14 protein-coding genes are annotated in these 14087 nt (G+C 54.5%); 6 read left to right on the top strand and 8 right to left on the bottom strand.

All coding sequences use genetic code 11. The features are described 5' to 3' along the window. Positions 1-741 carry a ParA family protein gene (locus tag BUA49_RS01460; RefSeq protein WP_072795026.1) on the bottom strand — a complete coding sequence of 247 codons (741 nt, stop codon included), beginning with the start codon at positions 739-741 and terminating at the stop codon, positions 1-3. A 153-nt stretch (positions 742-894) separates the two neighbouring features. Then, positions 895-1644, bottom strand: coding sequence for a putative 4-mercaptohistidine N1-methyltransferase (locus BUA49_RS01465; RefSeq protein ID WP_072795027.1), 750 nt, complete (start codon positions 1642-1644; stop codon positions 895-897). Positions 1645-1898: 254 nt separating this feature from the next. Between BUA49_RS01465 and BUA49_RS01470 the strand changes: the two genes are divergently transcribed. Continuing rightward, positions 1899-2888, top strand: a complete 990-nt coding sequence (locus BUA49_RS01470) for an LLM class flavin-dependent oxidoreductase (RefSeq protein WP_072795028.1) — start codon at positions 1899-1901, stop codon at positions 2886-2888. A gap of 1 nt (position 2889) precedes the next feature. Here the strand turns inward: BUA49_RS01470 and BUA49_RS01475 are convergent, their stop codons facing one another. Then, positions 2890-3417, bottom strand: coding sequence for a glutathione peroxidase (locus BUA49_RS01475; RefSeq protein WP_072797570.1), 528 nt, complete (start codon positions 3415-3417; stop codon positions 2890-2892). Positions 3418-3595: 178 nt separating this feature from the next. On the opposite strand from BUA49_RS01475, the gene BUA49_RS01480 reads away from it, so the two are divergent. The 5 genes from BUA49_RS01480 to BUA49_RS01500 all read left to right on the top strand — a co-directional run bounded on the left by BUA49_RS01480 (position 3596) and on the right by BUA49_RS01500 (position 7774). Then, on the top strand, positions 3596-4147 hold the full coding sequence (locus tag BUA49_RS01480; RefSeq protein WP_072795029.1) for a YqiA/YcfP family alpha/beta fold hydrolase: 552 nt from the start codon (positions 3596-3598) through the stop codon (positions 4145-4147). Positions 4148-4244: 97 nt separating this feature from the next. After that, positions 4245-5273, top strand: a complete 1029-nt coding sequence (locus BUA49_RS01485; protein WP_072795030.1) for a TRAP transporter substrate-binding protein — start codon at positions 4245-4247, stop codon at positions 5271-5273. Between the two features lie 111 nt (positions 5274-5384). Beyond that, complete coding sequence (locus BUA49_RS01490) at positions 5385-5978, top strand: TRAP transporter small permease (protein WP_072795031.1); 594 nt, start codon at positions 5385-5387, stop codon at positions 5976-5978. Between the two features lie 34 nt (positions 5979-6012). Continuing rightward, a complete protein-coding gene (locus BUA49_RS01495; protein WP_072795032.1) occupies positions 6013-7299 on the top strand; it encodes a TRAP transporter large permease in 1287 nt (428 codons plus the stop codon). Between the two features lie 34 nt (positions 7300-7333). Continuing rightward, positions 7334-7774: a universal stress protein gene (locus BUA49_RS01500; protein WP_072795033.1), complete on the top strand. Its 441-nt coding sequence runs from the start codon at positions 7334-7336 to the stop codon at positions 7772-7774. Between the two features lie 47 nt (positions 7775-7821). On the opposite strand, the gene BUA49_RS01505 is transcribed toward BUA49_RS01500, so the two are convergent. The 5 genes from BUA49_RS01505 to potA all read right to left on the bottom strand — a co-directional run bounded on the left by BUA49_RS01505 (position 7822) and on the right by potA (position 14012). Beyond that, positions 7822-10089: a diguanylate cyclase gene (locus BUA49_RS01505; protein WP_072795034.1), complete on the bottom strand. Its 2268-nt coding sequence runs from the start codon at positions 10087-10089 to the stop codon at positions 7822-7824. A 138-nt stretch (positions 10090-10227) separates the two neighbouring features. Next, entirely contained in the window at positions 10228-11268 is a 1041-nt protein-coding gene (locus BUA49_RS01510) for an extracellular solute-binding protein (RefSeq protein WP_072795035.1), read from the bottom strand. Further along, complete coding sequence (gene potC, locus BUA49_RS01515) at positions 11265-12032, bottom strand: spermidine/putrescine ABC transporter permease PotC (RefSeq protein WP_072795036.1); 768 nt, start codon at positions 12030-12032, stop codon at positions 11265-11267. The genes BUA49_RS01510 and potC overlap by 4 nt, the downstream gene beginning before the upstream one ends. Then, the gene (gene potB, locus BUA49_RS01520; RefSeq protein WP_072795037.1) at positions 12032-12892 is read right to left on the bottom strand and encodes a spermidine/putrescine ABC transporter permease PotB; all 861 of its coding nucleotides are present in this window, start codon (positions 12890-12892) and stop codon (positions 12032-12034) included. Before potB ends, potC begins: the two co-directional genes overlap by 1 nt. Next, a complete protein-coding gene (gene potA / locus BUA49_RS01525; protein WP_072795038.1) occupies positions 12876-14012 on the bottom strand; it encodes a spermidine/putrescine ABC transporter ATP-binding protein PotA in 1137 nt (378 codons plus the stop codon). Before potA ends, potB begins: the two co-directional genes overlap by 17 nt. Positions 14013-14087: the final 75 nt, after the last annotated feature.

Genomic DNA, 14087 nt, shown 5'->3' on the forward strand with positions numbered 1-14087 from the left:
TCAGAGCAGGTGTTGAATTTCACGCCATAAACGCCGGTAGGCATCTGCAGCCACCGAAGCCGGAGCGATCAGCTCTACCGGCGTGCCATTCTCCCCCATTTTCTCGACCACACTGGCATTGGGAATAATGGTTTTCAGACCCTTTGGCAAATACTCATCCTGACCGTCAATAAGATCCCGGTGCAGATTCTTGCGACGATCGGCCATGGAATAGAAAGGGTGCAGCCGTGACGGTTTCAGCTTTTTCTCTTTTGCGAACGCCTGTAGCTGTTCCCAGCTATTGAGGGAAAGCCAGGTAGGTATCACCGGCACAAATACGGCATCCGCCGCTTTCAGGACCTGTTCCGACAAACGGGACAACGAGGGCGGGCAATCCAGCACCACAAGACTGGTTTCCTCAGAGAGCGGCGCCAGCCACTCCTTGATCAGGTTAGTGCTGTCATCCTGATCAAGCTTCAAATCCAGGTTACGGAAACTTGTATGGGAAGGGATAAAATCCAGGTTGGGGTAACCGCTCTCATGAATGAATTCGGCAATGGGCGTTTTCCCCTTTAATAGATCAGACAGTTTATGTCCCTTGACCCTGTTTGCCCCTGCCAGGTACCAGCTCGATGCGCCTTGCGGATCCAGATCCCAGAGCAGTGTGGAGTAACCCGCCTGACTCGCCAGATAAGCGATATTGACTGCAGCGGCGGTTTTACCTACGCCTCCCTTCATACTGTAAAACGCGATCGTCCTCACTTTTCCTCTCCTATCGTGCAGGCATAAAAAAACCGGGGATGTCCCCGGTTAAAGCATTCACACGATGCATAAACGCAATGCATATCGTCCTGATGAGGGGGCATCCTAAATCAATACCGATGACAGTTTGATGACAAGCCTCGGATCTGGCAGTCAGACCTTCTGCCACACGGTTAGTTCCGAAAAACTGTGCTGGAATTTGTTCCGGGTCTCCCGGATTACGAACGGCAGACGGCGCGGCTCGCCCAAAATGTGGAAGTGCGGTGCGAGCATTTCCCGCAGGCCATCCAGCGTGCTGTAGTCTTCACCATTCTTCTGAAATCCGCCAATCCATTCCCCTTTGGGAGTGTATTCCTCAAGCCAGGTATAAGGCGACGCAATGACCAGCAACCCGCCATCATTGATCCGCTCATGTATCGTCGTGAGGAAGGTCGAAGGCTTATACAGACGGTCGATCAGGTTGGCCGCGAGCACCAGATCATAACCGTTGAACTGAGGTTTCAGGTCGCAGGCATCGCCCTGATGGAAAGCTACCTTCTCCACGGTATGATCCAGTCCCAGGTCCACCAATGTGCGCTCATGATAGCTCACCAGCTCCCCTTCCTCGGGGCGAGCATAACGGACAAATTTCTGTTCCGCCATTTCCACACATTTGTGAATGAAGCTGGCCGAGAAGTCGACCCCATCCACATGCTCGAACTGCCTCGCCAGCTCGAATGTGGATCGACCACAGGCACAGCCGATATCCAGCGCCCTGCCCATGACTCGATCATTCATGGCATCAATACACGCCAGCGCCAGTTCCTTCGGGAAATTCGACTCTCCATGCCACTGCTCTCCGAAATGGAACTCACAATACTGGGCAAGCGTTGTATCGCTTTCGTAATAACCGCTCGGTCGCATTTACTCGGCCTCCAAGGCACATGTCGGAACTTCATCATACAACGGAAAACCACCAGCAGAAGAATCGAAGCCCTTTCGCCTCCGGATCTGTCACAAAGGTTGAAACCCTGGCCCTGAAGCTCCATATCTTCGGACATACTCATGAAGATCAATGCCAGCACCTGTAACGGCCACTTCAAACCTCTTAACCCTCCGGTCATTGTCGATATCTGGCTGCCTGATCATCACACCAGAGGGCACAATCCAGGAGCACCATGATCAACTATCCTGACTACTCACTGCTGGAACTCGCTTCGGTTCGCGAAGGCGATTCCGTAGGCACCACGCTGGCAAACAGCGTGGCCTATGCCCAACATGCTGAAAAACTCGGTTTTAAGCGGTTCTGGCTGGCAGAACACCACAATATGGAAGGTATCAGCAGCTCTGCCACCTCGGTGCTGATTGGCCACATCGCCGGCAAGACCCAGACCATTCGGGTTGGCTCCGGTGGCGTGATGCTGCCTAACCACCCGCCATTGGTGATCGCCGAGCAGTTCGGCACTCTGGAAAGCCTCTACCCGGGCCGGATTGATCTGGGGCTCGGCCGGGCGCCGGGCACCGATCCCATAACGGCTCGCGCCCTGCGCCGGGATGGCTTGGGGGCAGAACAGTTCCCGGAAGACGTTGCGCGGCTGCAATCCCTGCTCGCGCCTTTGCAGCCTGGCCAGGCGGTTAAGGCCATCCCCGGCGCCGGAACCAATGTGCCAATCTGGCTGCTCGGCTCCAGCCTCTACAGTGCCCAGCTCGCAGCCATGCGGGGCTTACCCTATGCATTTGCCGGGCACTTCGCCCCGCGCCTGTACCATGAAGCGCTGAAGGTCTACCGGGACAACTTTCAGCCTTCCGGGCAGCTGAAACAGCCTTACAGCATTTTGGCGGTTCCCGCCGTGCCAGCAGATTCGATGGAAGAAGCGCAGTATCTGGCAACCACCAGTTACCAACGCATCCTGGCGCTATTCAGGGGCCAGCCGCTCTGGATGAAAGCACCAGTAGAATCCATGGACGGCCTGTGGAATGCGGGCGAACAGGCCGCAGTAAAAGACTTTCTGGCACTTCAGTTGCTCGGTGATGCCGCGGCCATTAAGAGGCAGCTTAATGAACTGCTGGCCAGCGTGACTGTGGACGAGATTATGTTCACGGTCGACATTCATGACCCAGCAAAGCGCCGTCATGCGCTTGATATACTAGAGGCCACACGACCGTAGGTCAGAGCAACGACTCCACCGCCCTGACAAGCTCCGGATCGTCCGGGCGTATGCGACTGGGGAAGGACTGCACCACCTTGCCTTCCCGATCGATCAGATATTTCGTGAAGTTCCAGCGCGGCGCCGTGCTCTGAGCGGCAATTTCCCGGAAGATGGGATTAGCGTCTGCCCCAGTCACCGGGCCAGGCGCAATCATGGTAAAAGTAACCCCGAAATTCTTGAAGCACACGGATGCAGCCTCAGACTCAGTGGCAGCCTCCTGCCTGAAATCATCGCTGGCGAAACCAACGACCACCAGGCCGTCTGCCTGATACTCCTTATGCAGTGCTTCCAGCCCTTCGAACTGCCCTGTGTAACCACAATGGCTCGCCGTATTTACCACCAGAACAGGCTTACCCCATGCAACGTCGCACAGATTAATTACATCGCTGGAATGCAGTTTTCTCAGGTCATGATCAAGAAAAGCCGGACACGAATCTGCTTTTGCATTGCTGGCGTTTAAAGCCATCGCCATCAATGTACCCATCATGAAAAGTACCAACATCATGTTTCTTTTTAGCGTTTCCACAGACCACACCCTCTCGCATAATTCGAACAATAGATTACGCTTGGAACAGCCCAGTAGTTCAGACCAGCAACTGGACATAAGAAAAAACCGTGCCCATCATCCGGTCAGACTGACATATCTGCTTCGGTAAGGCTGATCCATGACCAGACAAACGACTACGCATGTTTTTCTCTCCCACGGGCTCGAGAGCGGCCCTGGCAGCACCAAAATCCAGGCCCTGAAAACTCTGGCGGAGACCTGCGACAAGGTTCAGGCCTATGCCGTTGACCACCGGAGCAGCAAAGACCCGGCGGTTCGGCTCACTCAGATGCAGGATGCCATTGCCGCCAGCGGCGCAGCACCGGAAAACATCATTCTGGCCGGCTCCAGCATGGGCGGCTGGGTATGCGCACAGACCAGCGCCCAGATACCGGTTCTGGGGTGTTTCCTGCTAGCTCCGGCACTGGCGCTCCCAAACTACCCGCAATCCAGCCCGCTCATCCAGGCCCGACACGTGCAAATTATTCATGGCTGGGATGACGACGTTGTGCCTGTTATACCAGTTATAGAGTTTGCCCGCGAGCAGGCGCTTCCGGCGCTGATGCTGCCCGATGGCCACCGCCTCGAGAACAGCCTTGACCGGATTACTGATGAGTTCCGGGCGTTTCTTTCAAGAGCAGGCACCAACATCATAAGTACTGATCAGAAATAAACCAAAAACGTCAATTTCTTGCGAAAGTCGTTAAGTTTTGCCAGTCTTTAGTAATGTAACAATAATTATCTGTAAAAAAACGAACGGAGAGAACCCGATGAGCAGCATGAGAAAATTCAAGAAACTGGTGGGAATTTCAGCGTTCGCATTCGCGGCGATGACCGCAGCAAACTCCGTGAACGCAGCCAATTGGCGCTATGCACACGAAGAGTATGAAGGCGACGTACAGGACGTATACGCGTATAAGTTCAAGGAATACATCGAGGAAAATTCGGACAACACGTTGCAGGTTTACCGGTTCGGAGAGTTGGGCGAGTCCGATGACATCATGGAACAGACCCAGGCTGGCATCCTGAACTTTGTAAACCAGTCTCCTGGTTTCACGGGTGCCCTGATTCCGGAAGCACAGATTTTTTTCATCCCGTATCTGATGCCTACCGACATGAAGACAGTCGTCAAGTTCTTCCGTGAGAGTAAGGCGATCAACGAGGATTTTCCGAAGCTTTACGCAGACCAGGGTCTGGAACTGTTGAAGATGTATCCGGAAGGCGAAATGGTAGTTACGGTTGATGAGGTGGTCACCAGCCCAGAGGGCTTCAACAACAAGAAGATCCGTGTAATGACCAACCCATTGCTGTCCGAAACCTACTCAGCCTTTGGTGCAACTCCGACTCCACTTCCTTGGGGCGAAGTATACGGCGCGCTGCAGACCAACATGATTCAGGGCCAGGAAAACCCGATCTTCTGGATCGAATCTGGCGGACTGTATGAAGTATCTCCAAATCTGATCTTTACCAGTCATGGCTGGTTCACCACCGCTATGATGGCTAACCAGAATTTCTATGAAGGCCTGTCCGACGCCGACAAGAAGCTGGTGCAGGATGCTGCCGACTATGCGTTTGAAGAGATCATTGTGCACATCGATGGTCTGGCAGACGAAGCACTGGCTAAAATCCGGAAGGCCAGTGATGAGGTCACGGTCACCCGTCTGACTGACGAGCAGATCGACGTATTCAAGGCCCGAGCTCCGCAGGTCGAGAAGAAGTACGTTGAAATGGCAGGCAAAAGCGGCGAGAAATTGCTCAACCAGTTCAAAGCAGACCTGGAAGCCATTCAGAGCAACTGAACATAATGGCTCCATTCCCGCCGGGCCCCGCCCGGCGGGAATCTTTCTTAACCCCCGCCCCGCCGGGGACTACCTACCGGCCGGGAGCGACATGCTCTGGAGCAGACCCCCATGTCCGAGAACTCTCCGGATCTAGAAGACGATACCGGCACCTATGAGTCCGGCTTGCCCGGATTTCTGGGAACCATTGATGAAGTCATTGCCAAGACCGAGGCCGTCATGCTCGCGGTTGGCGTGATGCTCATGGCCGTCAATACATGCATCAACGTTATTGCACGCTTTGTCTTCGGTGAAGGCCTGTTTTTCTCCGGTGAGATCAACCGAATTCTTATTATCCTGATAACTTTTGCAGGTATTGGCTACGCGGCCCGCCATGGCCGCCATATCCGAATGTCTGCGATTTATGATGCGATCCCACCAAAAGGACGCAAAGTACTGATGATTTTCATTGCCCTGTTTACATCCGTGGTGATGTTTTTCCTCTGTTACCACTCCTATGGGTATGTCGAAACCCTCCAAAGCCGTGGGCGAATTCTGCCGGCGCTGGGTTTTGAAATCTGGTGGATTTACATCTGGGCCCCAGTGGGCTTTGCGATCACTGGCATCCAGTATTTCCTCACGGCCATCAAAAACCTCACCAGCGAGGATGTGTACCTCTCCACCGGTGTGATCGACGGCTATGCGGACAGCGAATCCGAAGTCTGAACCCTGCAGCTGCTTTAACAGAGGATAGAAACTCATGGCAACTATAATGATGGCGATCATGATCGGGCTGCTACTGCTGGGCTTCCCGATGATGGTTCCGCTGATTGCCGGTGCGGTGGTCGGTTTTGTAATGATGTTTGATGGCTTCGGACAGATGGGCACCTTTGTTCAGCAGATGATGGGAGGCATCCGCCCCGCATCTCTCATTGCCGTGCCCATGTTCATTCTGGCGGCGGACATCATGACCCGCGGCCAGTCCGCAGACCGCCTGATCAATATGGTTATGGCGTTCATTGGCCACGTAAAAGGTGGGCTGGCAATCAGTACTGCTGCCTCGTGCACACTGTTTGGTGCGGTTTCCGGTTCTACCCAGGCGACCGTTGTAGCTGTGGGCTCTCCCCTGCGGCCAAAACTGCTCAAAGCGGGTTATTCCGACTCGTTTTCGCTCGCGCTGATCATCAACGCCAGTGACATTGCCTTTCTGATCCCCCCCAGTATCGGCTTCATTATTTACGGGGTTATATCCGGAACCTCCATTGCCGAACTGTTCATTGCCGGCATCGGCCCCGGCCTATTGATTCTGGCCATGTTTTCAATTTATTGCCTGATCTATGCTTACGTTAACAACGTTCCCACCGAGGAAAGGGTCGGCTGGAGAGATCGGGGGGTCGCCGTCCGTGAAGCGCTATGGCCGCTGTTCTTCCCGGTTATCATTGTGGGCGGTATCTATGGAGGCATTTTCAGTCCGACTGAAGCCGCTGCGGTGTGCGTGCTCTACGCGTTCCTGCTGGAATTCGCGATTTTCCGCTCGCTGAAATTGCCGGACATTTATCGGATCGCCAAATCCACTGGCCTGATTACCGCAGTGGTTTTCATACTGGTTGCTGTCGGTAACGGTTTTTCGTGGATTATTTCCTTTGCACAGATCCCGCAAGCCATACTGGAGTCTGTCGGTGTCAATGAAGCAGGTCCGGTCGGCGTGCTGATTGCGATCTGTATTGCCTTCTTCGTTGCCTGCATGTTTGTCGATCCGATAGTGGTGATCCTGGTGCTGACGCCGATCTTTGCACCGGCGATTCAGGCCACCGGGCTGGATCCGGTGCTTGTCGGGGTTCTGATTGTACTTCAGGTGGCCATAGGCTCGGCAACGCCACCCTTTGGTTGCGACATATTCACTGCTATAGCCATATTCAAGCGCCCGTACTGGGAAGTGATCCGAGGTACGCCACCGTTTGTCTTTATGCTGGTGGCAGCAGCGGGGCTGATCATCGCCTTCCCGCAAATTGCACTGTTCCTGCGTGACGTGGCCTTCAGGGACTGACTCGTAACCGAACCGGAATCTTAAGGAGAAAGACATGTTCAAGAGGATCCTGGTAGCCGTAGACGGTTCCAAGTCAGCCCTGGCGGCGCTGGAAAAGGCCATTGGGCTGCAGCAGCTTACCGATGCTGAGATCTATTTGCTGTGCGTATACAAACATCACAGCCTGTTTCAGGCTTCACTATCCATAGACAGGCCTCCGGGCATGGATATACCGGACAAGGTACTGTCAGAACACGCGAAAGAACTGGTTGAACATGCCAAACTGCAGGCGGCAGAACGGGGTGCTACAAACGTTCGTGGTTTTGTGAAGGCAGGACGCCCTTCAAGCGTCATTGTGGAGTTTGCTCAGGACAAGGAAGCCGACCTGATCGTCATCGGTAGCCGCGGTTTGCACGGCGACAAAGGAGCGATGTTCCTGGGCAGCGTCTCTCACCGGGTAGCCTCTCACGCCAAGTGTCCGGTTCTGGTGGTCTGAGCTGGGCACACATTGTCCAGGCCGGCCAGATGCTATCTTCTGGTCGGCTAAGACTCTGAAAATACTTCAACGGTATCACGACCGCCTCTTTTTGCCCGGTACAGCATTTCATCTGCAAGCTTCAACAACTGCCCCGGCTCGCCGGTACTGTCCGGCCAGTTAGCCACACCAATGGATATGGTCAGAGGGCCCAGACTGTTGCCCTCAAACACCACTGGCTCTTTCCTCGCTGCCTCACGCAGCTCTTCTGCGCGCTCTCTGGCGCCGGCGATATCGGAGCCTGGCAAAATTACGACAAACTCCTCACCACCGTAACGACAGACAATATCGCTGCCACGAAACCGGGTTTTCAGTAACGAAGCGAAAGCCTGCAGAGCCAAATCACCCGCTTCATGTCCATGAGTGTCGTTAAAGCGTTTGAAATGATCGATATCCAGCAGCAGAAGCGATAATGGCGAGCCTTTGCGCAAAGCCACGGCCGCTTCATGCTCGAAAAGCTGATCAAAATACCGGCGATTTTTCAGGCCGGTGAGCGCATCTTCATAGGAAAATCTCTGCAGATCCTCTCTTAGCGAAATGCCGGAAAGCGTAACCCCGATGCGTTCCGCAACCAGATTAATGGATGACATAAGCCGTGCCGCACCGTATTCGGTGTACCCGGAGTTGCTGATGCTATCGCCATCGAGCAGTAATAAGCCTTCAAGCCCCGTGCCATGGCTTGCGAACTCAATATTGATAGGAAAGCACACCAGTCCATGCCAGCCCTTGTTTGCAGCTTCAGCGTCCTCCATAGACCCCACGATCTGGCGAATCGGATCAGGCAGGTTATTGAGATTCGCAACAACCGGCGCCAGCTCCGGGTGCCCGTCGCCATAGCCCCAATACACAAGACGCTCATAACTACCGCTGAGCGTTTGACGATAGATCATACCCTTGAGCGGACTGCAGAGCCTTGGCATAGCTTCAACGAGCAACTGAAATGCCTGACTCAAATTGACACACGCCTGCAGCTCGGCAATCACATCTGCGAATATCTGGCTCTTCTCATTCTCAAACGACAGTAAAATCCCTCTTGCCTGCTCCCGCAGCAAAAGGGATTCCGTTTTTTCTGTACGCTCGGCCACCTGCTGCTCCAGGGTCACGGTCAACTCCTGCAAGGCTTGCTGAGTAATCGCATAGTGCCGCAGTGAAATAATGACAACTGCCAGAGCAAAGACGAGCAAGCCAAGACTGACCGGCACCTGCCCCCAAGGCAGAAAACCATGAGCCACCGCCATATCGGCAACAAGCAAGGCGCCAAATACACCGCAAGCCACCACAAGAACTTTTTGTTCTCCAGACAGTGAGCGGAATCGGGGCACAATTAACAAACCCATCACAGACAGTGAAATCAGAAGCAGAGCATCAAAAGGCGGGAAGGTGGACGAGAGGTCCACCACACCCGTCAAAGCCAGGCCCAAAGCGCCAACCAGATAACCCAGGTGCAGCTTCCAGATCAGTCTGATCGCCCGGGGCCGGCGATCTTCCAGCCATTGATCCAGCATTAGCCCGAGCGCGACAGGCAGCAGGTAGTAACTTCCGGCCGCCAGATAATCCCATAACAGGGCGTGGGGTAAAATCAGCAGGCTGGCCTGGCTCTCGGCCACCAGCATGACCGAAGAGGCCAGTGCAAACAGGGCAATGCTGGAAAAGGTCCTTCTCCCGCCTTGAAGCAGAGAGAAAATCAGCGCGAGCAAAGCCACCAGCAGTGAGAACCCGGCAACAAGCAAAGCTTCAAGGGAATTTCCGAGAATATAGAGAACGAGCTCTGAGTGATCCACGATGCTGACCTCACCCCAAAGGCCAATATCCGTGTAATCGGAAAACACGCGAAAATAGAGCGTCTTGTTCTCGTAACCTTCAGGCAGTGCGATCTCGTGCCAGGGCCAGCCTTCAAACTCGCCTCGCCCGTCTTTATCGAAAGTGCCGTACTGGTAGATGTTTTCGCCATCCAGCCAGACCTGGACAATCAGATCGACGCTGAAAATATAAAGAACGGGATTTTGCCACTCACCCTCCGGCAATGTTACCCGGTACCACACCTGATCCCGGCCATCGCGACCAGGAGGGTTGGAGGGGAAAGCAATGGCGTGCCACTGCTCCGGCTGCTGTGCAACTGACCAGTCCGGCACCCCTTCCGCACTGAAGGGTAAATCACCCCAGCGGTATTCCCAGCCTTCGGTAACAGGCTGCGGTGCTGCAACAGCTACAACAGGCCCAAGCGCGCACAGAACACCAAGCACGATAGTCAGGATTCTCAGAAAGGCTGCGGGCATTGACGCTGGAATCCTGCCGGTAGGGGATTTGCAGGAAAGTATAGAGCACCATCGCCCTTACGTGTACAAATCTAAGACAGGAAAGGGGAAACTGCAGAGCCTGGGGCGCCTCTGCAGTTTCCAGGTGAAAAGCTCAGTTCAAAGACCTGATTTCAACTTTTCCCAGTACTTGGCGTAAATCTGCAGAGCTTCGTCACCAATATCGGACTGAAACTCGGCATTCACCATGTCTTCCGGTGTCGGATAGCTGGAGCGATCCCCGGCAATCTCTTCGCCCAACAGCTCCCGTGCCGACAGCACCGGTGTAGCATAGCCGATGTCTTCACTGATCAGCGCCGCGATTTCCGGCTGCAGAACAAAGCTGATGAACTTGTGAGCCGCTTCCGGATTCTTTGCATTCTTCGGAATCACAAAGCTGTCCAGCCAAGCAATAACACCTTCTTTCGGATACACATACTCAAGCGTTTCCATGCTTTCCTTGCCCATAACGGCCTCACCGTTCCAGATCATACCCACATCGGCTTCTCCTTCCAGGAATGGCATGCGCGGTGCGTCTGAGTTAAACGTTCGCACGGAGGGCATCAGCTCTGTCAGCTTCAGATAGGCCTCTTCGATTTGCTGTGGATCGGTACTGTTACCGGAGTAACCCAGAACACGCAGCCCCATGTGGAAGACTTCGCGCATATCGTTGGTCAGGATCACCCGGCCCTTGAAACGCTCATCCCACAGATCTTCCCAGGCAGTAACCGGCTCGCCTTCAATATCGGCGGTATCTACACCAATACCTGTTGTACCCCAGAGGTAAGGCACGCTGTATTGGTTATCCGGGTCGATATCCAGGCCGGTGATTTCCGGGTCAAGCTGATCAAAGCCGCTGATTTTGCTTCGATCAATGGGCATCAACAGCCCTTCATTGCGCATTTTGCTGACGTAGTAAGTTGACGGCACCGCAAGATCATAGGCGGCACTCTCATCCAGAAGTTTCAGCCGTGCGTACATGGCTTCGTTGCTGTCATAGGTGGTGTAGACCACCTGAATTCCGGTCTCTTCCTCGAAACGGGTCAGCACTTCCTGGGGCATATACTCCGACCAGTTATACAGATTCAGCACCTGCGGATCGTCAGAACTACAGCCAGTCAGGCCAAGTGCCAGCATGGCGGCCAGTGCGAGTTTTTTCATTTTTTGCTCCTTGAAAGAATCCATTGCGACAACATCAGCATTACAAGTGAGAACACCAGCAACAGCGTGCCAAGTGCATTTACTTCAGGTTTAAGCCCCACACGCACCATAGAGTAGATGCGCAGTGGCAGAATTTCATAGCTCGGGCCGCTCACGAAGGTGCTCACCACAACATCGTCCATGGAGAGCGTGAAGCCGAGCAACCAGCCTGCCATTAATGCGGGCATGATAACCGGGATCAGCACGGTGCGGGTCATGGTGAAGTCGCTGGCCCCCAGATCCCGCGCTGCCTCCGGCAAGCGCTCGTCAAAGCCGGTGAGCCGGGCCATAACCGTAATCACTACGAACGGCAGGCAGAAAGTAACGTGCGCCAGCAGCAGTGATACATACCCCAGATTCAAACCCAGCAACAGGAATAGCCCCAGCAATGAAATCGCCAGCACAATTTCTGGCGACATCATGACCACAAACAGCATGCCGCTCAGCACCTTTTTGCCCCGAAAACGATAGCGATGCAGAGCCAATGCAGTAAGCGCGCCAATGAACGTAGACACGGTGGCAGCCGTGAGCGCCAGCCAAAGCGAATTCCACATGGCCAGCATCATGGCGTGATTATTGAACAATGATTCGTACCAGCGCAGGCTGAGTCCGCCCCAGTCGTAGCCTGTGCGGGAGTCGTTAAAGGAAAACACCACCAATACAACAATTGGCACATACAGAAGCAGGTACACCAGCGCGAGATAGCTACGGGAAAGCCAGCGCATTACGCGGCCTCCTCGCCCAGGCGGCGCTTACTCAGGCGGTGAGCAAACATCAGCAGCGCCATGGTGAGGGTCAGCATGATGCTGGCGGCGGCACCAAACGGCCAGTTGCGGGCATCCAGAAACTGGTTCTTGATCACATTGCCCACCAGCAGATTGCGCGAACCACCCAGAATATCCGGCACAAAGAACAGCCCCATGGCCGGCAGCAATACCAGCATGACACCCGCCAGTACTCCCGGCAGCGTCAGCGGAACAATGACGTTTTTAAAGGTAGCGAAATGGCCTGCACCCAAGTCGTGGGAGGCCAGCAGAACGTCCTGGCGCAGATCATCAAATACTGAGTACAGCGGCAGTATCATGAACGGCAGCAACAAATACACCAGGCCTACGATCACCGCGCCTTCGGTATAGAGAAGTTGAGCTGGCTCGTCGATCACGCCCAGGGACATGAGTGCACTGTTCAGCAGGCCGTTGGTGGCCAGGATCAGCTTAAGGGCGTATGTGCGCACCAGGGAGTTGGTCCAGAAAGGCACAATCAACAGGAAGATCAGCAGCACCTGACGGCGCTTTTCCATCCGCGACAACGCCCAGGCGAAGGGATAGCCGATCAGCAGGCAAACGAGCGTAGTCATGGCCGCCATGTACAGGGAGTGAAGAAACACTTCCAGATACAAGGGATTGAACAGCTGCCGGTAGGCATCCAGGTTCAGTGGCAGTGAGATGAAGGTCGAAGAATCCCGCGTCATCACGCTGGCACCCACCACCAACATATTGGGCGCAAGCACGAGGAACAGCAGCCAACCCCACACCAGCACCAGAACAGCAGCTCTGAACGGCTGTTGCTTAATGCTCAGCATCATCGGCTGCCAGCTCCTCTTCGTCGGTCAATGGTTCGTCGCTTTCTTCCGCGAGCAACCATTCCCAGCCGTCTACCCAGCTGACACGTACCCGCTCGCCAATGCTGTAATCAAAGGTCGGGTCATCCTCATCAAAGAACTCGCTGGCCATCACCTGGCTGCCGTCTTCCAGTTCAATCACCGAATCCAGGGTGCTGCCTTTGTAGTTACGTTCTACGATCTTGCCTGCAACGCCCTCGGCATCATCCGGCGCAAGTACCCGGATATCTTCCGGGCGCAGCAGAACGTGCAATGGCTGATTCATCGCGACACGGAAAGACGGCTTGCTCAACTCCCGGCTCAGTCCAAACACATCCACGCTGATGCGACCGTCCTCAATTTTGGTGACACGACCGGGAAAGAAATTGGTCTGACCCACAAAGCGTGCAGTAAACACGTTCGCCGGGCGCTCATAGACTTCCCGGGGCGTGCCTAGCTGCTGAATACAACCGTCCTTGAGCACTGCAATGCGATCAGACATGGACAGCGCTTCTTCCTGATCGTGGGTAACGAACACGAAGGTAATGCCCAACTCCCGCTGCAGGCGCTTGAGTTCTACCTGCATGGTACGTCGCAGTTTGTAGTCCAGGGCAGACAGCGGCTCATCAAGCAACAACATCTTTGGCCGCTTGACAACAGCCCGGGCAATCGCAACCCGCTGCTGCTGGCCGCCGGAAAGCTGGTGCGGCTTGCGCCCGGCAAAGTCCTCCAGCTGAACCATGGCCAGTACGTCTTCGACCCGCTCGCGTATTTCTGCTTTCGGCCGTTTTTCCATCTTCAGGCCATAGGCCACGTTGTCGAAAACCGACATGTGAGGAAACAGTGCGTAGTTCTGGAAAACTGTATTAAGCGGGCGGCTCTCTGGCGGGGTCTGTGTGATGTCAACGCCAGACAGCGTAACGGTGCCCTGATCCGGGAGTTCAAAACCCGCCATCATTCGCAAAAGGGTGGTTTTACCACAGCCGGAGGGCCCAAGAAGGGTAATGAACTCTCCGTCATCAATGGTGAGGCTGAGTTCGTCCAGTACGGTCTTGCCGCTAAACTGCTTGCTGATGCCGCTCAGCGATAGGAGTGTTCTAGTCATCAGCCCTGCCCAAAGAATAAGCGGAGTATTTTTTCAGAAAGAACGCCGTATAAAAAGAGCAATGCAGGATTTTTG

Origin of the sequence: Marinobacter antarcticus (genome assembly GCF_900142385.1) — a bacterium.
Lineage (GTDB): Bacteria > Pseudomonadota > Gammaproteobacteria > Pseudomonadales > Oleiphilaceae > Marinobacter > Marinobacter antarcticus.